Origin of the sequence: Cupriavidus necator (assembly GCF_016127575.1) — a bacterium.
Classification (GTDB): domain Bacteria; phylum Pseudomonadota; class Gammaproteobacteria; order Burkholderiales; family Burkholderiaceae; genus Cupriavidus; species Cupriavidus necator_D.
This window is the reverse complement of sequence record NZ_CP066018.1, coordinates 3,355,176-3,376,823: the sequence shown is the minus strand read 5'-3', so window position 1 is coordinate 3,376,823 and position 21,648 is coordinate 3,355,176. Positions and strand designations below refer to the sequence as shown.

20 protein-coding genes are annotated in these 21,648 nt (G+C 65.1%); 12 read left to right on the top strand and 8 right to left on the bottom strand.

Annotated features, from left to right (window positions below):
• The first annotated feature begins 14 nt into the window (after positions 1 to 14).
• Both I6H87_RS15800 and I6H87_RS15795 read left to right on the top strand, forming a co-directional pair.
• Positions 15 to 2,711 (top strand): bifunctional acetate--CoA ligase family protein/GNAT family N-acetyltransferase, encoded by a 2,697-nt coding sequence (locus I6H87_RS15800; RefSeq protein ID WP_011615456.1) that lies wholly within the window; start codon positions 15 to 17, stop codon positions 2,709 to 2,711.
• Positions 2,712 to 2,994: 283 nt separating this feature from the next.
• Positions 2,995 to 3,393: a response regulator gene (locus I6H87_RS15795; protein ID WP_011615457.1), complete on the top strand. Its 399-nt coding sequence runs from the start codon at positions 2,995 to 2,997 to the stop codon at positions 3,391 to 3,393.
• Positions 3,394 to 3,432: 39 nt separating this feature from the next.
• Here I6H87_RS15795 and I6H87_RS15790 read toward each other — a convergent pair whose 3' ends face one another.
• From I6H87_RS15790 to I6H87_RS15780, 3 genes are all read right to left on the bottom strand, one after another.
• Positions 3,433 to 4,080 (bottom strand): response regulator transcription factor, encoded by a 648-nt coding sequence (locus tag I6H87_RS15790; protein WP_010809940.1) that lies wholly within the window; start codon positions 4,078 to 4,080, stop codon positions 3,433 to 3,435.
• 397 nt (positions 4,081 to 4,477) lie between these two features.
• Complete coding sequence (locus I6H87_RS15785) at positions 4,478 to 5,308, bottom strand: universal stress protein (RefSeq protein WP_011615458.1); 831 nt, start codon at positions 5,306 to 5,308, stop codon at positions 4,478 to 4,480.
• Positions 5,309 to 5,367: 59 nt separating this feature from the next.
• Entirely contained in the window at positions 5,368 to 6,726 is a 1,359-nt protein-coding gene (locus I6H87_RS15780) for an MBL fold metallo-hydrolase RNA specificity domain-containing protein (RefSeq protein WP_010809938.1), read from the bottom strand.
• A gap of 224 nt (positions 6,727 to 6,950) precedes the next feature.
• On the opposite strand from I6H87_RS15780, the gene I6H87_RS15775 reads away from it, so the two are divergent.
• The 7 genes from I6H87_RS15775 (at position 6,951) to I6H87_RS15750 (ending at position 14,112) form a co-directional block, all read left to right on the top strand.
• Complete coding sequence (locus tag I6H87_RS15775) at positions 6,951 to 9,665, top strand: cation-translocating P-type ATPase (protein ID WP_011615459.1); 2,715 nt, start codon at positions 6,951 to 6,953, stop codon at positions 9,663 to 9,665.
• 128 nt (positions 9,666 to 9,793) lie between these two features.
• Positions 9,794 to 10,105 carry a hypothetical protein gene (locus I6H87_RS15770; protein ID WP_157886286.1) on the top strand — a complete coding sequence of 104 codons (312 nt, stop codon included), beginning with the start codon at positions 9,794 to 9,796 and terminating at the stop codon, positions 10,103 to 10,105.
• Positions 10,102 to 10,668 carry a hypothetical protein gene (locus I6H87_RS15765; protein ID WP_010809935.1) on the top strand — a complete coding sequence of 189 codons (567 nt, stop codon included), beginning with the start codon at positions 10,102 to 10,104 and terminating at the stop codon, positions 10,666 to 10,668. The genes I6H87_RS15770 and I6H87_RS15765 overlap by 4 nt, the downstream gene beginning before the upstream one ends.
• A 183-nt stretch (positions 10,669 to 10,851) precedes the next feature.
• Positions 10,852 to 11,304, top strand: coding sequence for a hypothetical protein (locus tag I6H87_RS15760; protein WP_011615461.1), 453 nt, complete (start codon positions 10,852 to 10,854; stop codon positions 11,302 to 11,304).
• An 82-nt stretch (positions 11,305 to 11,386) separates the two neighbouring features.
• On the top strand, positions 11,387 to 11,803 hold the full coding sequence (locus I6H87_RS15755; protein WP_231881343.1) for a DoxX family protein: 417 nt from the start codon (positions 11,387 to 11,389) through the stop codon (positions 11,801 to 11,803).
• 54 nt (positions 11,804 to 11,857) lie between these two features.
• Positions 11,858 to 11,992 (top strand): hypothetical protein, encoded by a 135-nt coding sequence (locus I6H87_RS34705; RefSeq protein WP_255266298.1) that lies wholly within the window; start codon positions 11,858 to 11,860, stop codon positions 11,990 to 11,992.
• Positions 11,993 to 12,408: 416 nt separating this feature from the next.
• The gene (locus tag I6H87_RS15750; protein ID WP_011615463.1) at positions 12,409 to 14,112 is read left to right on the top strand and encodes a SulP family inorganic anion transporter; all 1,704 of its coding nucleotides are present in this window, start codon (positions 12,409 to 12,411) and stop codon (positions 14,110 to 14,112) included.
• Between the two features lie 355 nt (positions 14,113 to 14,467).
• On the opposite strand, the gene guaA is transcribed toward I6H87_RS15750, so the two are convergent.
• The 3 genes from guaA to guaB all read right to left on the bottom strand — a co-directional run bounded on the left by guaA (position 14,468) and on the right by guaB (position 18,344).
• Positions 14,468 to 16,087: a glutamine-hydrolyzing GMP synthase gene (gene guaA, locus I6H87_RS15745; RefSeq protein WP_011615464.1), complete on the bottom strand. Its 1,620-nt coding sequence runs from the start codon at positions 16,085 to 16,087 to the stop codon at positions 14,468 to 14,470.
• The gene (locus I6H87_RS15740) at positions 16,062 to 16,685 is read right to left on the bottom strand and encodes a membrane protein (RefSeq protein ID WP_010809575.1); all 624 of its coding nucleotides are present in this window, start codon (positions 16,683 to 16,685) and stop codon (positions 16,062 to 16,064) included. The genes guaA and I6H87_RS15740 overlap by 26 nt, the downstream gene beginning before the upstream one ends.
• Before the next feature lie 195 nt (positions 16,686 to 16,880).
• Positions 16,881 to 18,344 (bottom strand): IMP dehydrogenase, encoded by a 1,464-nt coding sequence (gene guaB / locus I6H87_RS15735; RefSeq protein ID WP_010809576.1) that lies wholly within the window; start codon positions 18,342 to 18,344, stop codon positions 16,881 to 16,883.
• 124 nt (positions 18,345 to 18,468) lie between these two features.
• On the opposite strand from guaB, the gene I6H87_RS15730 reads away from it, so the two are divergent.
• Both I6H87_RS15730 and I6H87_RS15725 read left to right on the top strand, forming a co-directional pair.
• The gene (locus I6H87_RS15730) at positions 18,469 to 19,428 is read left to right on the top strand and encodes a DMT family transporter (RefSeq protein WP_041687398.1); all 960 of its coding nucleotides are present in this window, start codon (positions 18,469 to 18,471) and stop codon (positions 19,426 to 19,428) included.
• A gap of 203 nt (positions 19,429 to 19,631) precedes the next feature.
• Positions 19,632 to 20,156 carry a DUF4124 domain-containing protein gene (locus I6H87_RS15725; RefSeq protein ID WP_011615466.1) on the top strand — a complete coding sequence of 175 codons (525 nt, stop codon included), beginning with the start codon at positions 19,632 to 19,634 and terminating at the stop codon, positions 20,154 to 20,156.
• Positions 20,157 to 20,210: 54 nt separating this feature from the next.
• Here I6H87_RS15725 and I6H87_RS15720 read toward each other — a convergent pair whose 3' ends face one another.
• Both I6H87_RS15720 and I6H87_RS15715 read right to left on the bottom strand, forming a co-directional pair.
• Positions 20,211 to 20,558 carry an RnfH family protein gene (locus I6H87_RS15720; protein ID WP_010809579.1) on the bottom strand — a complete coding sequence of 116 codons (348 nt, stop codon included), beginning with the start codon at positions 20,556 to 20,558 and terminating at the stop codon, positions 20,211 to 20,213.
• On the bottom strand, positions 20,545 to 20,982 hold the full coding sequence (locus I6H87_RS15715) for a type II toxin-antitoxin system RatA family toxin (protein WP_010809580.1): 438 nt from the start codon (positions 20,980 to 20,982) through the stop codon (positions 20,545 to 20,547). Before I6H87_RS15715 ends, I6H87_RS15720 begins: the two co-directional genes overlap by 14 nt.
• 178 nt (positions 20,983 to 21,160) lie before the next feature.
• Here I6H87_RS15715 and smpB point away from each other — a divergent pair, with 178 nt between their 5' ends.
• Positions 21,161 to 21,613, top strand: coding sequence for an SsrA-binding protein SmpB (smpB, locus tag I6H87_RS15710; RefSeq protein ID WP_010809581.1), 453 nt, complete (start codon positions 21,161 to 21,163; stop codon positions 21,611 to 21,613).
• Positions 21,614 to 21,648: the final 35 nt, after the last annotated feature.

The window sequence follows — 21,648 nt, the reverse complement described above, 5'->3', positions numbered from 1 at the left end:
CATGAGGGCCAGCCATGACTGTCCGTAATCTCGATGCCCTGTTCCGTCCGCGCTCGGTCGCGCTCATCGGCGCGACGCTGCGGCCGCATAGCGTGGGGGCAACGGTGCTGGCGAACCTGTCCGCGGGCGACTTCACCGGCCAGCTGTACCTGGTCAACCCGAAGTATGCGACGCTGGCGGGCCAGCCCTGTTACGCGCGCGTCGGCGCGTTGCCGGCACCGCCGGACCTGGCGGTGCTATGCACGCCCGCGCCCACCATCCCGGGGCTCATCGCCGAGCTTGGCGCCGCCGGCACGCGCGCGGCTATCGTGCTGACCGCCGGCTTCGAGGGTCCTGAGGACAGTGCCGCAGGCGCCCTGCGGCAGGCCATGCTGGACGCGGCGCGGCCCCATCTGCTCAGGATTCTCGGGCCAAACTGCGTCGGGCTGATCGCTTCGGGAATCAGCCTCAATGCCAGCTTCGCGCCCGGCGCGGCCCGCCAAGGCAAGCTGGCATTCGCCACCCAATCCGGCGCGCTGGCCACCGCCGTGCTGGACTGGTCGCGCTCGCGGCAGATCGGCTTTTCCCATTTCATCTCGCTGGGCAACAGTGCCGATGTGGACGCAGCCGACGTGCTCGACTACCTCGCCGGCGACGCCGGGACGCATGCGATCCTGCTCTACGTGGAAGCGATCCGCCATGGCGCAAAGTTTATGTCTGCGGCACGCGCCGCCGCCCGCAACAAGCCGGTGCTGATCGTCAAGGGCGGACGCTCGGCGCAGGCTGCACGCGCCGCCGCGTCCCACACAGGCGCCATGGCGGGTGCCGACGACGTCTACGACGCCGCCATCCGGCGTGCCGGCATGCTGCGCGTGGACAGCACCGAGGGCCTGTTCGACGCCGTCGAGATGCTTGCCCGCATGCAAGGGCTGCGCGGCGAGCGCCTCGCCATCCTGACCAATGGCGGCGGCGCCGGCGTGATGGCGACGGATGCGCTGGCGGATGCCGGCGGGACCCTGGCCCGACTGTCAGACCAGACCCTGGCCCGGCTGGACTTGGTGCTGCCCGCCACTTGGCCGCGCGCGAATCCAATCGACATCATCGGCGACGCGCCCGTCGAGCGCTACTTGCAGGCCTACGCCATCCTGTGCGAGGCGCCCGAGGTTGACGCTGTGTTGATGATCCATGCGCCCACGGCCATCGTGCCAGCCGCCGAGATCGCAGCCGCGCTCGTCAGCGCGCCGTCGGGCGGCAAGCCGCTGCTGACCGCATGGCTCGGGGCGGATGCCGTGCTGCAGGCACGCCGCTTGTGCCGGCATGCCGGCGTGCCGACCTTCGATACCCCGGAGCGGGCAGTGCGCGGCTTCCTGCAGGCCTGCGAATACCACAGGAACCAGCAATTGCTGATGCGCACGCCGCCCGCAGACGACACGTACACGCAGGCCGACAAGGAACAGGTGCGCACGATCATCGGCAATGCCCTGCGCGCCGGCAGGGCGTTGCTGACCGAACCGGAGGCCAAGGCCGCGCTGGCCGCCTACGGCGTCCCCGTGGTCGCGACCCGGACCGCGGCAAGCGTCGATGAGGCTGTCGGCCAGGCCACACGGATCGGATATCCGGTAGCGCTCAAGATCCTGTCCCCGGACATCACGCACAAGTCTGCCGCGGGCGGCGTTGCACTGGACCTCGCCGATGCCGCCGCGGTGCGCAGCGCCGGCAGCGCCATGCTCGAGCGGATCTGGCAGCAAGCCCCGGAGGCACGGCTGGAGGGCTTCACCGTCCAGCCGATGGCCGGGCACGGCGATGGCTTCGAGCTGATCGTCGGCGCCGCCACCGATCCCGTGTTCGGCCCCGTCTTGCTGTTCGGCCATGGCGGCGTCAACACCGAACACATCGGCGACCATGCGGTTGCGCTGCCGCCGCTCGACGCGCTGCTCGCGCAAGACCTGGTGTCGCGCACCCGCATCGGGCGCCTGCTGGAAGGCTGGCACGGACACCCGGGCGTCGACGGGGACGGCTTGCTCCAGGTACTGGTACAGGTATCACGCCTGGTCTGCGACATTCCCGAGATCGCCGAACTCGATATCAATCCCCTGCTGGCGAGCGCGACAGGCGTCATCGCGCTCGATGCCCGCATCGCCATCAAGGCGCCGGCGCCGGGCACGCGGCTGGCCATCCAACCCTATCCGGAAGCGCTGGAGGAACGCGTCGAGCAGGACGGCCGCACCATTGTGCTGCGGCCCGTGCGCCCGACCGACGAGGCAGCCTACCAGGCGTACTTCCGCCAGCTGACGCCGGAAGATATCCATGCACGCTACTTCTGCACGTTCCGCGAGCCGGAACACAGCCAGTTGGCAAGGCTCACGCAGATCGACTACGCGCGCGAGATGGCGTTCATCGCGACGACTACCGATGCATGTGGCCAGGCTTCCATCCTGGGAGAGGTCCGGGCGGTTGCGGATCCGGACAATGTCCAGGCAGAGTTCGGTATCGCCGTGCGCTCGGACTGCAAGGGACAAGGGCTGGGAAAGCTGCTGCTCGACAAGCTGATCCGCTACGCGCGCGAAAAGGGCATCGGCGCGCTGGTGGGCTGCACCATGCAGCACAACCGGGCCATGCTGACGCTGGCGCGCACCTGCGGCTTCAGGACCAGCATCGCGGCCGGCGCCGACGGTGTCAGTCTGCACCTTGCGCTGCGCGAGGAGAATGCCAGCGTTCGCACGCAGGGTTGAGGCATCGCAATCGGCACGCGCGCGCAAGGCGTTGGCAATTTCGATCGCCTTCAGGCGCACTGCCGGCGGCGGCCGCTTTCCTGAGACAAGCCGGTAGCCGACAACCTCGGTTGCAGACGCCACCCAGCCGGCTTGCTTGTCGAAACTGTCGTACTCGCTCCTGCCAAGCCGGCAAGGCGTGCGCGCGCATGTCAGGGATCACTGACAGTGCCTTCTGCCCCCCTGACGCGACTCTCAGCCGCCCCTGATTTGCCACCGCAAGGGGAGCCGCGATACTAGGACCATGCCAGACCGCAATCCTGCCCGCCTGCTTACCGTGTACTTGCTCGAGCATGCCAATGCGATCCGAACCAGGCAGCTCGGCCTGCTTGGGCGAATGCCTGGCATCCGTGTCGCGGGTGCGGGCGCCAGCGCAGCCACGGAACTTGCCCCGCTCCTGCGTCATCGCCCCGACGTCGTCCTGATCAGCCTGGGCACGGGCTATGCTCATGCGCTCCAGGAGGTCAGGACGCTGAGGTCGACGCTACCGGATTCGATCGTGATCGTGCTGGCCGACAACCTCGGCCCGCCGCTGCGCCGCGCCTGCCTGAAGGCAGGCGGGAGCTACTGCTTTGACAAGACGCTGGAACTCGATGCGCTGCGCCAGACCCTGGCCGGGCTGGCTGCGACTTCGGGGCGATAGGGCACAAAGCCAGCGGCCGACCGACGCTGCACTGTGGCACTACAGGTCCGCATCGTCGTCGAACAGATGATTGCGCATGGCATAGCGCAACAGCATGGCTTCATTGGGCATCTGCATTTTTTCCATCAGCCGCATCTTGTAGGTGCTCACGGTCTTGGCGCTGACGCACAGTGCCGTGGCGATCGCCGTGATGGGCTCGCCCAGCACCAGCCGCCGGTAGACTTCCAGTTCGCGGTCCGAGAGCCTCAGGTGCGGCAGGTCGTCGCTCTGGTCCTTCAGCCCGCTTGCCAGCTTCGTGGCCATCGACTGGCTCACATAGGTGCCGCCCCGGGCTACCTGGCCGATGGCGGACACCAGTTCCGTAGCCGCGCTTTCCTTGGTCAGATAGCCCGCCGCTCCAGCCTGGAACGCACGAACGATGTATTGCTCCTCGGCGTGCATGGTCAAGACCAGGATGCGCAGGGCCGGGTGCTCGCCGCGCAGCAAGCGGATCAGTTCCAGCCCGCTCCTGCCAGGCATGGAAAGGTCAAGCAGGAGCACCTGCGGGGTGCATTCCCGTACCATCCTGGGCACTTGTGTACCATCTGCCGCCTCGCCGACGACCTCGAACACACCGGCCCGTTCCAGGATATGCCGCAGGCCATCCCGTACCACAGCATGGTCATCCGCAATCATCACCCTTGTCATGCCCGTTCCCCTGCTCTCGCGGAAATCGCACGACCAGGCGAAAGCCATCGTCGGGCGAACTCTGGACAAGGCTGCTCGCCTGCGGAGCGGATGAAGACGCCTTCAGGGGCATGCTCTCGTCACTATTACCTTGCCAATGGACTATAGAGTTTGTGCGCGGAAAGGCAACGGCATGGGAAGCGAGATGCGGCTCAGAACCGGAAATTCGCAGGTACCGGCGACGTCGGAGCCACAACCCGTGTGCCGACACCGGCTGAGCCACGCACGTTGGAAACTAGCTCAGGATGCGGCTCGGGTATGTCGGCAAGCCAACATTCGGCCGGCACGCAATGTGCCGGCCGAACGAGCCTGCGGCCAGGCCATGCGCTGCCACTGCCCCACCGGCAGCGGTCACCCGTCAGTGCGACATGAAGACTGGCAACGATGACTGACGCACCAGGGCGCGGGTGGTGCCACCCAGCACCAGCTCCTTCAGCCTGGAACGGCCATAGCCGCCGGCGACCAGCAGGTCGGCCTGTACCTTGCAGGCAAGTTGCGGCAGAACGTGGTCGGGGTCGCCCTCCCCGACAACCAGATCGGCATTGATGCCATGGCTGGCCAGCCACGCTGTCAGCCGGTTCCCGCTGTCACGGCAGGTCTCTTCGTCAATGGCAGCCGCGCTGACCACCAGGGCGGTAACAGCACTGGCATGCGCGAGCCACGGCAATGCGTCCGCTACTGCCCGCGCGGCCTCTCGACCGCCGTTCCATGCGATCGCGACATGACCACCAAAGCGCGGGCCGGCCGCGCCCGGCACCAGCAGGATGGGCCGTCCGGCATTGAGCATCGCATACTCCGCAACCCCGGCCAGCAGCGCCGGCACATCGGCATCCGCCGACGGCGGTGCGGGAAGGATGAGATCGGCGAAACGCCCCTCGTCGGCAAGCGCCCAACCGGATTCAGCGTCGATAATGATGTGCCGGGTGGGGATGTCCGGCGACACTTGCCTGGTCAGCGTGTCGAGGGTCTCCTTGTGACCGGCAACCAGCTTGTGCAGCTGGCTGGCGGCAAGGGCCGCGTATTGTCCGGCTTCTTCGCCCGCCCCGCGAAACGGCTCCAGGTTTGTTCCAGTCGCAGTCAGCCCGACCACGCTGCCGCCGAATTTCGCGGCAACCCGTGCGGCCGTTTCAATGCGTGCCGACCGGGCAGAATCTTCGCTGAGGTCGACGAGGATGGTTCTGAAGTCCATGACGTGATTCCGGTTTGGCAGACGTAACGAAAGGCGCACATATCAGGCGCCGGCCTGGATCAGTCGAGCGGATAGGAGCGCCGATATTCCGGCATGGTGACCGCCCAGCGCAGGTCGCGCTCGATGTGCTGGCGCAGCGCATCGCTTGCCTGTGGCTCGCCGTGCACGACAAACGTACGCCGCGGCGCCTGGTGAAAGCCGCCGAGCCAGGTCATGAGTTCCGCGGCATCGGCATGTGCGGACAGGTTCTCCACCTGCTCCACCGACGCATGCACGGCGATGTCCTTGCCATGGACGCGGATGTCGCGCCGGCCTGCGGCCAGCGCTGCGCCGCGCGTACCCGCCGCCTGGAAGCCGGAAAGCAGAACGGTGTTGCGAGGGTCCGGGCCGTAGGCGGCAATATGGTGGACCACACGACCACCGGTAGCCATGCCGCTGCCAGCCAGGATGATCTTGGGACTTCGGTCGTGGTTCAGCCAGATCGACTGCTCCATGCTCTGCACCGGGGTGGCGAGATTGCAGGCTGCGGCGCACTCTTCGCGGCTGATGCGCAGCTCTTCCGGATGCAGCGAGAAAATCATGGTCGCGTCGATGGCCATCGGGCTGTTGAGGTACACCGGCACGTCGGGGATTCGCTTGAGTTCGCGCAGGCGGTGCAGGCAGTACAGCAGGCTCTGCGTGCGCCCTACCGCAAAAGCGGGGATGATCAAGCTGCCGCCGCGGCCAATCGTCCGGCTGACGATCTCGCCGAGCACATCGAGCGGGTCGTCGTCCGGATGCCGCCGGTCGCCGTAGGTTGACTCCACCAGCAGGTAATCCGCCTGACGCACCATCTCCGGCGCGCGCATGACGATGTCCTGCTGCCGCCCGAGGTCGCCTGAGAAGACGATGCGCTTGCCGTCGACGAACAACGTGACGATAGCCGCGCCGATGATATGTCCGGCCCGGGCAAACTCGGCCTCTACGCCGGGCACTACCTGGAAGCGCTTGCCGAACTGCATCGGCTGGAGCCGCCGCATTGCTCGTGCAGCGTCGGCTGCTGTGTAAAGAGGCAATGCGGGCCGATGACGCGAGAAGCCCTTGCGGTTCGCATAATCGGCGTCTTCTTCCGCCAGGTGGGCGCTGTCTGGCAACAGGATTCCGCACAGCTGCGCGGTGCCCATGGTGCAGTGCACGCTGCCGCGGAAGCCGTTGCGCACCAGCAGGGGCAAATACCCGCTGTGGTCGATGTGGGCATGGGTCAGCACCACGGCGTCGAGCTTGGCCGGATCGAGCGGCAGTGGGTCCCAGTTGCGCAGGCGCAGGGTCTTGTATCCCTGGAACAAGCCACAGTCGACCATGACCTGGTGACGGCCGGTATCGAGCAGGTACTTGGAGCCGGTGACCGTATCGGTCGCGCCGAGGAATTGCAGTTGCATGCTGGTGTCCTTTGACGCTTGCGCAAGGCCGTTGGCCCCGCCACGGGTGCCGCTGGCCGATACAGCCAGTCTAGGAGGGGGAACCGGGTGGTGGTTGATCCGGATCAATCATGCGGAAACGCGAGTACCTACGCTTGAACAGTGTCCGGACCCGCCCGCCGCACGTGGCGTACGCCCAGGGTGTGCACGCGTGGCTCCGCGCCCGGCATACCTTGGGAAACCTCATGCAAAATCGCTCCAGCGCGTTGCAAACGGATCGCCCCCGATCTCACGAAGAACATTCCGGCACCCGGGATCGCGTCGATCCGGGACATGTCCCACCCGGCCTGACCACCGCGCAGGCTAATGCGCGGCTGGCCGAGGTGGGCCGCAATGTGCTGCCTCAGGCGGCCCCTAGGTCGGTGGCCGCGGTGTTTCTGCGCCAGTTCCTCAGTCCGCTTATTTACATTCTCCTGGCCGCGGCAGCGGTGTCGCTCGCGTTGGGTGACCTGAAGGATGCACTGTTCATCGGGGCAGTACTGCTGATTAACGGCGTCATCGGCACCGCACAGGAGCATACGGCCGACAAGGCGGCCGTGGCGCTGCGCAGGATGGAGCAGCCCCGTGCCACGGTGATCCGGGACGGCATCCAGCAGGAGATCGATGCAAGTACGCTGGTACCGGGCGACCTGGTGGTGCTGGAAGCCGGCAACCGAGTGCCGGCCGACCTGGAACTGACCTCCGCCATTGACCTGCAGTGCGATGAATCCCTGCTGACTGGCGAATCGCTGCCGGTGCGCAAGCTCTCAGCATGTGATGCCAGCAACGCCCCAGCGAGCGCCCGCCAGTGCCTGACCTTCGCCGGCACGGTGGTGCTCCGCGGCAGGGGCCACGGCATCGTCGTGGCAACTGGCGCTGCCACGCAAATTGGCCGGATTGCGCGGGAACTGGGCCGCGAATCCATCTCGCAGCCACCTTTGATTCTCAGGCTCCAGCGTTTTTCCCGACTGATCGCGGTGGCGGTAGGCGTGGCTGTGGCGTTGCTGGTGTTGGTGGGTATGCTGCGCGGCATGGCATTGCGCGAACTGTTCATGATGTCGGTCGGACTGGCGGTAAGCGCGATCCCCGAAGGACTGCCCGTCGCCATTTCGGTGGCGCTGGCGATCAGCATGCGGCGGATGGCGAAGGCCCATGTGATCGTGCGCAAAATGCCCGCCGTGGAGTCGCTTGGATCCTGCACGATGATCGCCACCGACAAGACCGGCACCCTGACCATGAACGAGCTTGTCGTCACCGATATCCGGCTTCCCGACGGCACGGCGTTTTGCTGCGACGTCGGACACGATCTGGACAACTGCACGATCCGCGCCGCCGGCACCACCGACCATGACGCGAGAACGCGGGTAGCGGCCCTGCTAAGGGCCGCGGCGCTGCCAAACGAGGCCCAACTATCCAGGGAGCGTGATGGCTGGACTGGCACCGGGGACAGCGTGGACGTGGCGCTGCTGGCCGCAGCGCACAAGGGGGGCACCGTAGCCAATGAGATCCGACAGCGGTACCCCTTGGTGGCCCGTATCCCGTATGAGCCAGACCTGCGGTACGCGGCCTCGTTCCACCGGCACGAAGAGACGATCCGCGTGTTCGTCAAGGGAGCGCCCGAGACTCTGATTGCCATGTGCGACCAGGCGGACGTTCGCGGCCATGCCGTGCCGATCCGGCGCGAAGGACTGCTTCGGGAAAAGGCAGCGCTGGCCGCGCAAGGACTACGCGTGCTGGCGTTCGCAGAAGGCACGATTGATGCGGAGCCGGACGGGTCCTACGGACACGGGCACCTGGTCAACCTGACCTTTCTGGGAATGGCAGGCATGAAGGATCCGGTTCGCCCGGAGGTCCCGGACGCTATCCGACGCTGCTACAGCGCCGGCATCGACGTGGCGATGGTGACTGGCGACGATCCGTTGACAGCCAGCGCAATTGGCGCGCAGGCGGGGCTGCGCTTTACCACGGACCAGGTCGTGACGGGCGAGCAGGTGCGCCAGGCCGAGAGCAAGGGGCCGCACGGACTCGACCAACTGACCCGCCGTGCGCGCATCTACGCCCGCGTCAGTCCGGATCAGAAGCTGTCCATTGTCCTGTCGCTGGCAAGAACCGGCCATTTCGTGGCGGTCACCGGCGACGGCGTCAACGACGCTCCTGCGCTCAAGCACGCACACGTCGGTGTGGCCATGGGCCGAAAGGGAACTGAAGTAGCGAAGGAAAGCGCAGACATAGTCCTCACCGATGACAACTTTGCGTCCATCGTCAACGGCATAAATGAAGGCAGGGTGGCGTACGCGAACATTCGCAAAGTCATCTTCATGGTGGTTTCCACGGGCGCGGCCGAAATGGTTCTGTTTCTGCTGGCGATTCCCCTGGGCCTGCCAATGCCATTGCTGCCGGTGCAGCTGCTGTGGCTCAACCTCGTGACCAATGGCATCCAGGATGTGGCTCTGGCTACCGAGCATGCGGAAGGCGACGAACTGTCATATCCGGCGCGCAAGCCCCGGGAGCCGATCTTTGACCGCGTAATGATCCGCCGCATCTGCTATTCGACTCTTGTCATGGGCGTAGGGGGATTTGCAACTTTCTACTGGCTGCTCGACCGCGGCTATCCCCTAAACGAGGCACGCAACCAATTGCTGCTGCTGTTTGTGCTGTTTGAGAACTTGCAGACGTTTAGTAGCCGTTCAGAGCGCCACTCCGTATTCCGACAGGGGGTCTTCGCCAATCCGATGCTGGTGGTCAGCGTACTGGCTGCCCAGTTACTCCATATCGCTGCCATGTACATACCCGGGCTAAGCGACACGCTCGGTCTCACACCTGTGTCGGCTACGACGTGGGCTGGACTGTTGTCGCTCGCGCTCACATTGACGATTGCAGTGGAGCTGGACAAATGGTGGAGCCGGCGGTGCAAGCTGTAGCGGGAGACCGGTGCTCGCCAACTCAGAATTCCATCACCCCGTTGGCCACGGAGCACAGGCGCCGCTCTTCCCACAGAAGCCAATAGGGCATGGAGGGGACACCACTTCTATATACGCCAGTGCGCGACATGAAGCTGTCGGCGGTCATCGAGAACTGGGATACCGCATGCTCAGGCAATACGGCCGGGTGTGCGCACACGCACTCGTCCGTGCGCATTGCCCGTTCCGGCAATGCCGCCACGATCGCCGGTTACATGGGCTCAGGACAAACCTCTGACGGCGCGATCCGCGAGTTCGCCACCGAGTACTGCTCCCAGGGGAAGGCGGCTGAATGTATTTGGTATCTCGTTTGCGATGCATCAATGGGACAGTGCGCATGCGACCTACGCTTCAAAATAGACGGGCGATATTTTGCGCGCCGCAAAGGAGGATTGTCATGACCGCGAAGCTGCAGCGTGGACACGAGGAAAACCTCCAGGCTCCCGTTAGCCACCATCGATCACTTGCAATGCGCGCCAGCAAGGTTGAGCGTGCAGCTGCCGCCGCGCTGCTCCTTGGTACCGCACCGCTTCTCCACGCGCAGATCCTCGCAACGCATCCAACGCCGCCGGAAATCCACCAATCCGCTGGCGTCCGGTATGTCTCGGGCGGGATGGGGCGCGAAGGCTTGCGGCAAATGCAGGCTATCGCCGGCCAATTCAATGTGCGGCTCAGCTTCCAGGATCCTTCAGAAGGCAACCCCGTTTCTGGCGTCACACTGATCCTGGTCAACGAACAGGGCAACCGCCTGCTACGGCTGGTCTCGGACGGTCCCCTGGTCTACCTCAAACTGCCTCACGGCCGCTATTACCTGACGCTGATTTATCAAGACGTCGATCACGAGCAATGGATTACGGCCGAAGCCGAGCCGATGGACCTCACATTTCTTTTCAACCTGATCCACCTGGAACGAGACTGGCTGCACGCACGGACACGAACGCCCCAGTACCCGACTCCCACATAAGAAAGGCCTCATTGCGAAGGGCACCGGCTGCAAGGCGGCGCACGTGTCGTGACAGCCAAACGCATACGAAGCCGGCACGCATCGTTGCGGGCCAATGGCCTGTCAATCTTTTCTTTGATGTAGCCAAAACTCCGGGATTTTCCAGATCCTATAGCCAGTGGCTTGCCAAATGTGGAGACTGCAATGTTGGGGCAACAAATGAGCACAGCTTCGCCACCCCGTTCCACTCCGAACGGATTGATCACCCTGCTGTTTCACCTGAGTCACGCAGCATCTCAAGGACAGCTCGATCCTGTTCTCGTGCGTGAGCTCGGCAAGCGCATCTACACCGAGATTGATGCTTGCAAGGCGGACGACGCCAAGAGCCAGGTCGAGTTGAATCTGCTGTCAGAGGCAATGGCGCGATTTGAGGAGACTTTGCTGGCGGCGCGGAGCCACATGCTGATCGCGGCCATCCGGCGTGCAGGGAGCACTGAACGTCCGCACCGTGAAGCGGATCAAGCTCCCGGCACTCATGAAGGTGGCGCACCGCTACCGGAAAATCGTCCGTTCGATCCTTCGCCCGTCAGCGGCCGCTGCACGGATTATCTCGGGCGGCTCGCCACGCTCGGCCAAGGTGGTCCGCCCTTGGGATGACGGCACCGGCAAGGAAAAGGAGCGGGACTCCTAATTGGGGACTGGCTCTTGGCTGCAACCGCTCTTCGTTTTGGAGATGGTCATGACCACTATGTCACTCGCGCCCACGGTCGTTTCACGAACGTACTCTGTCGGTCGTGCGCTTCTCGGCTCTCTTTTTTTATTTTCCGGACTCCTGAAGATTGGCAGCTTCGCGGCCTATTCTGCGTGGATTGCCAGCGCTGAACTGCCGAGCCCGGATTTGCTGCTGGTGCTAACCATCGCAGTTGAAATTGGTGGTGGACTGACTTTGATCTCGGGCTGGAGCGCACGCTTGGGCGCGCTGCTTCTTGCACTGTTCCTGGTACCCACCACCATCATCTTCCATGGCTTCTGGCGCGCCGATCCCGCAGACTTCATGAATCAGCTTAACCACATTCTGAAGAATGTCTCAATCCTGGGCGGCATGCTGGTGGTATTCGCCATTGAATCGTCACGTATGCAAGCAAGAGTCCCATAAGATGGCTGCCCGGTACGCACCTGGCGCCCGCCACCTTGCGAGATGAGAATCGCCATGAGCAACGAAGCAGAGAAGAACCGCCTCGACGAAGCGCAGGCGGGCCACGTGTGGTTGCGGTTGACGACCCGGACGCCGGGCGCGGGCATCCACGCCCAGTGGCATTGTCCTGGAAGCGGATTCTGGCATTAAAGCGCGGCGCCAGTTTTTTTCATGCGCGCCACGTCTTCCGTGCCGACGCCACCGGAAACATAAAGGATCCCGGCCGATTCGCGGATCTGCGCGGTGCCTGGAGCGGCAATTCCTGCGCATGGCACAGGGCCATGGCGGTCGCCGCCAAGGTCAGTGCCATTGCCTGGTGGAATAGGATTGAATGCATGTGGCGTTCCTCGTCAGCAAGCCAAAGGGATGGGACGTTCAAGTCTTCAGACGTGATGCTTGCACTCACAACTTCTGTGGACGGAAGGACCAAGTTCGATTGGCTGGCGAGCATCGTTGGGGCGGGGTCGCCATAAGGGCGCTCCGTGTGCAACGACGCCGAAGTCATTTCGATGGCATCTATCAGTGGCAGAATAAGCGGACCGCCGATCGCCCGAACTACATCGACTATGTGTCCTGCGTCTGATGCCCCCGGTTCGTCCACCCCGCCGGATACCGGCAGGGCCAATGACGTGGCGCTGACACGAAGCCAACGGCTCGGGCGAGATGTGATCGCCGGCTGCTCTATTGCCGGTCTGCTTTTGCCGGAAGCCGTTGCATACGCCGGCATCGCCAATCTGCCTGCGCAAGCTGGCTTGGTCGGCCTGCTAGTCGGGCTGGTGATATACGGCATTGTGGGCACGAGCCGCTTCGCGGTGGTGTCGGCCACCTCATCTTCTGCTGCGGTGCTGGCCGCGGCCACGCTGTCGACTAGCGGTGCCGATGCCGCGCTGCGCCTGGCGCTCGCCGCCGGGTTCGTGACGCTGGCCGGTGTCTTCCTGGTGCTGGCGGGCATAGCGCGTTTGGGCGGCATTACCGACTTCATTGCCAAGCCGGTGCTGCGCGGCTTCACATTCGGACTAGCGGTCATTATCATTCTCAGGCAAATTTCGAGCATCGCCGGGATCCACCCGACGCACAGCGACCTGCCACGTTTCACTTACCAGTTCCTGCACGAATCGGCGGGTTGGAACCTCAATGCGCTCGCCGCGTGCCTGGCGGCGCTGGCTTTGTTGTTCGCGCTGGCGCGCTTGCGGCGGGTGCCGGGACCGCTGGTGGTGATCGTGCTGGGCATCACAGCAGCCTATGCCACCGATCTGTCGCACTACGGCATTGCCGAAGTGGGCACGATTGATCTGGCAAATGTCACCATCGGCCTGCCCGACCTGCAGCGCATACAGTGGTTGCGCGTTGGCGAGCTCGCCTTCGCGCTGGTGCTGATCCTGTATGCGGAATCGTACGGCTCGATCCGCAGCTTTGCGCTCAAGTACGGTGATGTGACCTCACCCAACCGCGACCTGGTCGCACTAGGTCTGGCCAATATTGGCTCCGGTTTGCTACATGGCATGGCAGTCGGGGCGGGCTATTCCGCCACGTCTGCAAATGAAGCAGCCGGAGCACAGTCTCGCCTGGCGGGTTGGTGCGCCGCAGCAGTCATCGCGCTGATTGTTGCCGCGCTGCTGCCGCAGCTTGCACGCACGCCCGAGCCCGTGCTCGCGGCCATCGTGATACATGCCGTGAGCCATACGTTGCGTCTCGATGCATTCAGGCCCTACTGGACATGGCGCCGCGACCGGCTGCTGGTGGTTGCCGCATGTGTCGCCGTGGTCCTGCTTGGCGTGCTCGACGGACTGCTGGTGGCAATCGGGATCAGCCTGATGCTGACACTGCGTAGCTTCTCCGAACCAAGAGTCAGCGAATTGGGGCGCCTTGGCTCTAGCCACGACTACGTTGACATCGCGGCTCACCCTGAAGCCCGGACTCTGTCGGGCGTGCTGATCGTTCGGCCGGAAGCGCCGATGTTCTTCGCCAATGCGGAACGCATGCTGGCCAGGGCGCGACACCTGCACGAGGCAGCCGGGCCGGGGCTCCATACGCTTGTTTTCAGCATGGAGGAGACGCCGGACATCGATGGCTCGACGATCGAGGCGCTGCATACTTTCGCGTCCGAGGTGGCCGCCAAAGGCCAGCGCCTGCTGCTGGTGCGGCTTAAGCCGCCCGTGCTGGCTGTCCTGACACGCGCGGCCAGCGAAACGCTGCCGCGCGAGTCACTGCATGAACTGAGCGTGGATGAGTGCGTCCGGTCACTGGGCCAGACATGGGAACCTGCTTAGGGTGGCCTGAAGCTGTCATCGGTGGCAAACGCCCAGGACCCCCTCGAAGTCAACGGCAAGCCGCTCGCAGAGGTGTTTTGCGTGACATGCGTCCCCGACAGGGTAGCGCCGCGGGACGCCCTATGCCGTGATGACCCGCGACGTGCTGGACTACGCCTGGAAGATATCCAGATACCGCTTTGAGAGGTAGTCAGAGATCTTTGCACGCGCCTTGGGGGCTTGACCGATCACGCTCAATATCCTCGCGCTTGACCCCGGCCGCAGCGGCATCTGAACGGGAGGGCTTCAATCCGGCCCTGGGGTTCTACCGCCAACCTGTTCCGCTGGCCGGCGATAGTCACCGAAGAACCCGATTTCACTCCCACTCGATCGTCGCCGGCGGTTTCCCCGACACGTCATACACAACCCGGTTCAGGCCACGTACTTCGTTAATGATCCGGTTAGAGCAACGGCCTAGCAGCGCATACGGCAGGTGCGCCCAGTGCGCGGTCATGAAATCGGTGGTCTGCACCGCGCGCAGCGCCACGACGTAGTCGTAGGTACGGCCGTCGCCCATCACGCCCACGGACTTGACCGGCAGGAACACGGCGAAGGCCTGGCTGGTCAGGTCGTACCAGCTCTTGCCGACCTGGTCCGGCTCGCACAGGCCCGCGGCGGCGTCCTGTTCGGTGGCGAGGGTCTTGCGCAGTTCTTCGATGAAGATGGCATCGGCGCGGCGCAGCAGGTCGGCGTAGTCGCGCTTGACTTCGCCAAGGATGCGCACGCCCAGGCCCGGGCCCGGGAACGGGTGGCGGTAGACCATTTCCGGCGGCAGGCCCAGGGCCACGCCGAGCTCGCGCACTTCGTCCTTGAACAGGTCGCGCAGCGGCTCGAGCAGCTTCAGGCCCAGCGTTTCCGGCAGGCCGCCGACGTTGTGGTGGCTCTTGATGGTGGTGGCCTTCTTGGTCTTGGTGCCACCCGACTCCACCACGTCCGGATAGATCGTGCCCTGCGCCAGCCACTTTGCATTGGACAGCTTCCTGGCCTCGGCCTGGAACACTTCCACGAACTCGCGGCCGATGATCTTGCGCTTCTGCTCGGGATCGGTCACGCCGGCCAGGTGGCCGAGGAACTGTTCGGAGGCGTCGATATGCACGACCTTGGCGTGCAGGCGGCCGACAAACATTTCCATCACCAGCTTGCCTTCGTCCTGGCGCAGCAGGCCGTGGTCGACGAACACGCAGGTGAGCTGATCGCCAATGGCGCGGTGGATCAGCGCCGCGGCCACCGACGAGTCGACGCCGCCGGACAGGCCCAGGATGACCTCTTCATCGCCGACCTGCTCGCGAATCTTGGCGACGGCTTCCTCGATATGGTCGCGCATGACCCAGTCAGGCTTGCAGCCGGCGATGCCGAGCACGAAGCGCTCCAGCATCTGGCGGCCCTTGGCGGTATGCGTGACCTCGGGGTGGAACTGCACCGCGTAGTAGCCGCGCGCCTCGTCGGCCATGCCGGCGATCGGGCAGCTGGGGGTGGAGGCCATCAGCTTGAAGCCCGGCGGCAGGCCGGCAACCTTGTCGCCGTGGCTCATCCAGACCTTGAGCATGCCATGGCCTTCCGGCGTGCGGAAATCCTCGATGTCCTTGAGCAGGTTGGTGTGGCCATGGGCGCGCACCTCGGCGTAGCCGAATTCGCGGTGGTCGCTCCACTCGACCTTGCCGCCCAGCTGCACGGCCATGGTCTGCATGCCGTAGCAGATGCCCAGCACCGGCACGCCCAGGTCCCACACGGCCTGCGGCGCGCGCAGCTGGTGGTCTTCATAGGTGCTGGCGTGGCTGCCGGACAGGATGATGGCCTTGGGGGCGAACTCGCGGACGAAGTCGTCGGAGACGTCGTTCGGGTGGATCTCGCAATAGACGTGCGCCTCGCGGACGCGGCGGGCGATCAGCTGCGTGACCTGCGAGCCGAAATCAAGAATGAGGATTTTGTCGTGCATGATGGGCCGATGGCGTGTCTTCCGGGATGGGCTCGGTCACGACTTCCGTGCCGGGGCCATAGCCCGGCGGCGGCGTGATGACCGGCTCGCGCCGGTATTCTGGGGTATTCGTTGGGCGCGCCGCGGGGGCGACGCCGGGTTCCTTGCGGACTTCCTTCTTGTGTTCCTGTTCCTGCAGCGCACGCTCGGCCTTCAGCTGCCTTTCGCGGTTGCGCACGCGCCTGGAAGCGGGAATCTGCACCAGCGCAAAAAACGCCAGCACCACTGCCATCACCGGCAGCCAGATCTTGCCCGCGCCGACCAGCGGCAGTTCCATGAACACCATCCAGGCAATGATCAGCACTGCGCTGGCCAGGTTCACATAGCCGGCCGTGCGCGCCACTGGCACCGTCAGCTGGCCGTTGAACGTTGCCTGCCACAACAGCGCGGCCAGGCCGACCAGTGCCACGCCCAGCAGCTGCCCGAACAGGGCCGGTTGCGGCTGCGGCAACTGCAGCGCCGCATACAGCGTGGTGAACGGGGACATCAACAGCAGGATGCCCAGCATCAAATCCACCAGGGCATCAAAAAACAGCACGGCTCGCAGCAATACCTTCATTGGCGCTCCTCGTCATGGGCCCGGCCGATGGTGCGGCCGGCGGGTGCGGCCCACGTTCAGGCAACACCGGCTTGGCGAGCGGCCGGCCGGATGGCATTCCGGTCAGGCGAAGGCGCCGCCCGCGGCAATGCGCCCTCGCCCCGACGATCTTGCGGCCGCGCACCGCCGCGAGGCGGAGGGCGCAGCCGCTGCGCGTCAGTCGATATGGTAGTTCGGCGCTTCCTTGGTGATCTGCACGTCGTGCACGTGCGATTCACGCATGCCGGCTGCCGTGATCTGGACGAACTGGGCGCTCTCGTGCCAGTCGGCAATCGACTTGCTGCCGCAATAGCCCATCGAGGCACGCACGCCGCCGGTCAGCTGGTGGATGATCGCCATCACCGAGCCCTTGTACGGCACGCGGCCTTCGATGCCTTCCGGCACCAGCTTGTCGACGTTGGCGGTGTTGTCTTCCTGGAAGTAGCGGTCTGCCGCGCCATCCTTCATCGCACCCACCGAACCCATGCCGCGGTAGCTCTTGAACGAACGGCCCTGGAACAGGAAGGTTTCGCCCGGCGCTTCCTCGGTACCCGAGAACATGCCGCCCATCATCACGGTGTGGGCGCCGGCCGCCAGGGCCTTGGCCACATCGCCGGAGTAGCGCACGCCGCCGTCAGCGATCAGCGGCACGCCGGTGCCCTTGAGGGCCTCGGCCACGTTGGAAACCGCCGTGATCTGGGGCACGCCCACGCCGGCAACGATACGCGTGGTGCAGATCGAGCCCGGGCCGATGCCGACCTTGACGCCGTCGGCGCCATGCTCGACCAGCGCACGCGCGGCATCGCCGGTGGCGATATTGCCGCCAACCACCTGCACCTGCGGGAAGTTCTGCTTGACCCAGCGCACGCGGTCCAGCACGCCCTGGCTATGGCCGTGCGCCGTATCCACCACAATCACATCGACGCCGGCCTTGACCAGCAGTTCGACGCGCTCGTCGTTGTCCGGACCCACGCCGACCGCGGCGCCTACGCGCAGCTGGCCGCGCTCGTCCTTGCTGGCGAGCGGATTGTCCACTGCCTTCTGGATATCCTTCACCGTGATCAGGCCGCGCAGCTCGAAAGCCTGGTTGACCACCAGCACGCGCTCAAGGCGGTGGCGGTTCATCAGGCGCTTGGCTTCTTCCAGTGTCGCGCCTTCGGCCACGGTCACCAGCTTTTCGCGGGGCGTCATCTTGGCGCGCACCGGGGCGTCGAGCTCTTCCTCGAAGCGCAGGTCGCGGTTGGTGATGATGCCGACCACGGCCTTGCCTTCCAGCACCGGGAAGCCGGAAATGCCATGTTGCTGCGACAGCGCGATCACATCGCGGACCTTCATGTCCGGCGAAATGGTGATCGGATCACGCAGCACGCCCGACTCATAGCGCTTCACGCGCGCGACTTCGCGGGCCTGGTCGGCGGGCTTCAGGTTCTTGTGGACGATGCCGATACCGCCGGCCTGCGCCATGGAAATCGCCAGGCGGGCTTCCGTCACTGTGTCCATCGCCGCGGATACCAGCGGGATGTTCAGTTCAATGGAGCGGGTCAGGCTGGTGCGGAGGGAGACATCCCGGGGAAGGACGGCCGAATAGGCCGGGACGAGCAGCACGTCATCGAATGTGAGTGCTTTCTGGACAAGACGCATAGCAAATCCTCTAGGCGCAAAACCGAATTATACAGGAATGCGCGCTTTGCTGATGCACTGCAATGGGCTTTCCTGGAAGCGGTCTGCTATGCTCGTCGTCCTTTTATTCGGGCGAACGCGAAGCATGGGAATCGGCGTATTGTGCGGGCTGCTGGCAGGCGCCTTCTGGGGCATGGTCTTTATCGCCCCCAAGCTGCTGCCCGTGTTCTCGCCGTGGGAGCTGGCCATCGGCCGCTACCTGGCCTACGGCCTGGTCGCCTTCGTGGCCGCGCTGCCGCTGATGAAGCGCATCGCGCGCAAGCTGACCCGGGCGGACTGCGTGGCGCTGCTGCGCCAGGCCTTCACCGGCAACCTGCTCTACTACGTGCTGCTGGCCTTCGGCGTGCAGCTCGCCGGGGTGGGCCCCACCTCCCTGATCATCGGCATCCTGCCGATCTCGGTCACCATCATGGGCCGGCGCGACCACGGCGCCGTGCCGCTGTCGCGGCTGATGTGGCCGCTGCTGGTGGTGGCCGCCGGCATCGCCTGCATCAATATCGACCTGTTCGGCGGCGGCCAGAGCGCCCACGCGGCGGCAGCCGGCGCGGCAATCCGGCCGGTCTGGCAGAAACTGGCCGGGGTCTGCTGCGCGGCCGGCGCGCTGGTCTGCTGGACGCTCTACGCGGTCGATAACGCACGCTACCTGCAGCGCAACCCGCACTACAGCGGCAATGAATGGTCGGCGCTGTACGGGTTGTCGACCGGCGCGGTGTCGGCGGTGCTGGCCGTGATCGGCTGGGTGCTGGCTGGCGACACGCTGACCGCGGGCGACAGCGGCCGTGACTGGCAGTGGTTCTGGATGGTCAATGCCGCAGTGGCGCTGGGTGCGTCGCTGATTGGCAACAACCTGTGGAACATCGCCAGCCGGCGCCTGCCGCTGACGCTGTCGGGCCAGATGATCGTGTTCGAGACGCTGTTCGCGCTGGCCTACGGCTTTGTCTTCGACCACCGCTGGCCGCGGCCGCTGGAAATCGCCGCCATTGTGTTGCTGATGGTCGGCGTGGCCTGGTCGGTGCGCTTGCACGCCACCGACAAGTCTGCGTAGACTAGCGAACGATGGCGCGGGGGTCACACGCGCCACGAACAACAGCTTTACCAGGGTCAAACCGGCGCTACGCACCTGATACCGGGCGGGCGCCAAGCCATCGCCGCGGCTGTCCTGCCGCGGCATCGCCATGCGCGCAGCCGGCGGCCCAGCACGATTCCAGCCGCACCAGTTACTTCCGAGTCACTTTAAGACGCCTCGCCATGAAACGATCGTCCGCGCTGTGCCTGCTTGCCGCCGCCACTCTCGCCGTTCCCGTCCAGGCCCTTGCCTACTGGCAATGGCGCGACGCCAACGGCCGCATGGTCTACAGCGACGTGCCGCCGTCAGCGGCGGCAGCCAGGGTGCTGCGTGCCCCGGGCCGCTTTGCCGGCGAGCTCCAGCCGGTGGAGGCCGCCAATGCCGGGGCGCCCGCCCCTGCCCCTGCCCCGGCTCCGGCCAAGGCCTCGGCCAAGCCCGCCGCGGCCCCGGCGCCGACCCCCGAAGAAGCCTTCCAGAAGCGCCGCGAGGCCAGCCTGAAAGCCGCCACCGAAGAGGCCCGCAAGGAAAGCGAGGCGGCCGAGCGCGAGGCCCGCTGCGCGCAGCTGCGCAACTACGCCAACGGCCTGCAGCAAGGCATGCGCGCCGCGGTGGCGGGTCCGGACGGTTCGCTGCAACACCTGAACAGCGACCAACGCCAGGCCGAGGTGCTCAAGACCAACGCCAGCCTCGAGAAGAACTGCAGCTGAAACCAAAGAAAAACGGGGCGCATCGGCCCCGTTTGCATGCCTGGCAGGCTCGGCTCAACCGCTGCCGCGCAACCACTTCTGGCCTTCGCGCGTGCCGCCCGCGCGCTGCTTCTGCACCCGCTTGCGGCGCGCCTGCTTGGGATCGGCGGTCAAGGGCCGGTAAACCTCCACGCGGTCGCCTTCGCGCACCACCGTCTCCGGCGTCTTGAGCTTGCCGAAGATGCCCACCCGCATGGTCGACGGGTCCACCTCCGGACAGGCCTGCTGCAGCCCGGAGCCGACTATGGCCGCGGCAATCGTGGTGCCGGCTGGCACGTCGATCTCCTTCAGGAAGACACTATCGGGCCGCGCATAGCAGACCGCGATATGCACCGTCCCCGCGCCGGCGTCAGTTGGCGACATAGACCACCTCGGCCCGCTTGACGAAGGCGTCGACAAAGGTATTGGCAATCATGCTGAAGACCGGGCCGATGATTTTTTCCAGCAGCAGGCTGGAAAACTCATAGTGCAGGTGGAATTCGATCTTGCAGGCGTCTTCGCGCAGGGGCGTAAAGCGCCATGCGCCGTTGAAGGTCTTGAACGGCCCGTCGGCAAAGGTCATGTCGATACGGGTGGGGCGTTCCTGCGTATTGCGGGTGTGGAAGAACTGCTGGATCCCCTTGAAGTGGATATGGATCTTGGCGTCGAGCATGGTATCGGTCTGCTCGAACACCTCCACGCCACCGCACCATGGAAGGAACTTGGGATAGTCCTCCACGCGCGTGACCAGGTCGTACATCTGCGCGGCCGAGTAGCCGAGCAGTACGGATTTATGGACGTCTGCCATGTATGGGAAAATCTGGCTTGCGGCCATGCCGCACGCTGTGCGCGGCAGGCATGCGCCTGTGCCGGGGCTGGTTTGCTAGAATTCGGATTTTAGCCGACACGCGCGCCCCGCGGCATCCTGCCATGTGGCGCCGCAGCGAAACGGCTGAATTCCACCCTACCGCACCCCACCCGCACGCATGACCATTGCAGATAACAAAAAGGCCTTCTTCGATTACTTCATCGAGGAGCGCTATGAGGCCGGGATCGTGCTGGAAGGCTGGGAGGTCAAGGCAATCCGCGCCGGGCGGGTGCAGATCAAGGAGGGCTACGTGGTGGTGCGCGACGCCGAGATGTTCCTGATCGGCGCCCATATCAGTCCGCTGCAAAGCGCCTCCACCCACGTCAATCCCGACCCGGTGCGCACCCGCAAGCTGCTGCTCAAGGCCGACGAGATCAAGAAGCTGATCGGCAAGGTCGAGCAGCGCGGCTACACGCTGGTCCCGCTGAACCTGCACTACACGCGCGGCCGCGTCAAATGCGAGATCGGCCTGGCCAAGGGCAAGAAGCAGTTCGACAAGCGCGAGACCGAGAAACAGCGCGACTGGCAGCGCGAGAAGGCCCGCATCATGAAGGGCGACGCCAAGGACTGAGCCCCGGCGCCGCGCTGCCGCGGCGTGTCCGTCAG

What these genes read in the sequence shown, in the direction of transcription:
- I6H87_RS15800 (WP_011615456.1), top strand. Translation starts at nt 15, where the DNA reads ATGACTGTCCGTAATCTCGATGCCCTGTTCCGTCCGCGCTCGGTCGCG.
- I6H87_RS15795 (WP_011615457.1), top strand. Translation starts at nt 2,995, where the DNA reads ATGCCAGACCGCAATCCTGCCCGCCTGCTTACCGTGTACTTGCTCGAG.
- I6H87_RS15790 (WP_010809940.1), bottom strand. Translation starts at nt 4,080, where the DNA reads ATGACAAGGGTGATGATTGCGGATGACCATGCTGTGGTACGGGATGGC.
- I6H87_RS15785 (WP_011615458.1), bottom strand. Translation starts at nt 5,308, where the DNA reads ATGGACTTCAGAACCATCCTCGTCGACCTCAGCGAAGATTCTGCCCGG.
- I6H87_RS15780 (WP_010809938.1), bottom strand. Translation starts at nt 6,726, where the DNA reads ATGCAACTGCAATTCCTCGGCGCGACCGATACGGTCACCGGCTCCAAG.
- I6H87_RS15775 (WP_011615459.1), top strand. Translation starts at nt 6,951, where the DNA reads ATGCAAAATCGCTCCAGCGCGTTGCAAACGGATCGCCCCCGATCTCAC.
- I6H87_RS15770 (WP_157886286.1), top strand. Translation starts at nt 9,794, where the DNA reads ATGAAGCTGTCGGCGGTCATCGAGAACTGGGATACCGCATGCTCAGGC.
- I6H87_RS15765 (WP_010809935.1), top strand. Translation starts at nt 10,102, where the DNA reads ATGACCGCGAAGCTGCAGCGTGGACACGAGGAAAACCTCCAGGCTCCC.
- I6H87_RS15760 (WP_011615461.1), top strand. Translation starts at nt 10,852, where the DNA reads ATGTTGGGGCAACAAATGAGCACAGCTTCGCCACCCCGTTCCACTCCG.
- I6H87_RS15755 (WP_231881343.1), top strand. Translation starts at nt 11,387, where the DNA reads ATGACCACTATGTCACTCGCGCCCACGGTCGTTTCACGAACGTACTCT.
- I6H87_RS34705 (WP_255266298.1), top strand. Translation starts at nt 11,858, where the DNA reads ATGAGCAACGAAGCAGAGAAGAACCGCCTCGACGAAGCGCAGGCGGGC.
- I6H87_RS15750 (WP_011615463.1), top strand. Translation starts at nt 12,409, where the DNA reads ATGTGTCCTGCGTCTGATGCCCCCGGTTCGTCCACCCCGCCGGATACC.
- guaA (WP_011615464.1), bottom strand. Translation starts at nt 16,087, where the DNA reads ATGCACGACAAAATCCTCATTCTTGATTTCGGCTCGCAGGTCACGCAG.
- I6H87_RS15740 (WP_010809575.1), bottom strand. Translation starts at nt 16,685, where the DNA reads ATGAAGGTATTGCTGCGAGCCGTGCTGTTTTTTGATGCCCTGGTGGAT.
- guaB (WP_010809576.1), bottom strand. Translation starts at nt 18,344, where the DNA reads ATGCGTCTTGTCCAGAAAGCACTCACATTCGATGACGTGCTGCTCGTC.
- I6H87_RS15730 (WP_041687398.1), top strand. Translation starts at nt 18,469, where the DNA reads ATGGGAATCGGCGTATTGTGCGGGCTGCTGGCAGGCGCCTTCTGGGGC.
- I6H87_RS15725 (WP_011615466.1), top strand. Translation starts at nt 19,632, where the DNA reads ATGAAACGATCGTCCGCGCTGTGCCTGCTTGCCGCCGCCACTCTCGCC.
- I6H87_RS15720 (WP_010809579.1), bottom strand. Translation starts at nt 20,558, where the DNA reads ATGTCGCCAACTGACGCCGGCGCGGGGACGGTGCATATCGCGGTCTGC.
- I6H87_RS15715 (WP_010809580.1), bottom strand. Translation starts at nt 20,982, where the DNA reads ATGGCAGACGTCCATAAATCCGTACTGCTCGGCTACTCGGCCGCGCAG.
- smpB (WP_010809581.1), top strand. Translation starts at nt 21,161, where the DNA reads ATGACCATTGCAGATAACAAAAAGGCCTTCTTCGATTACTTCATCGAG.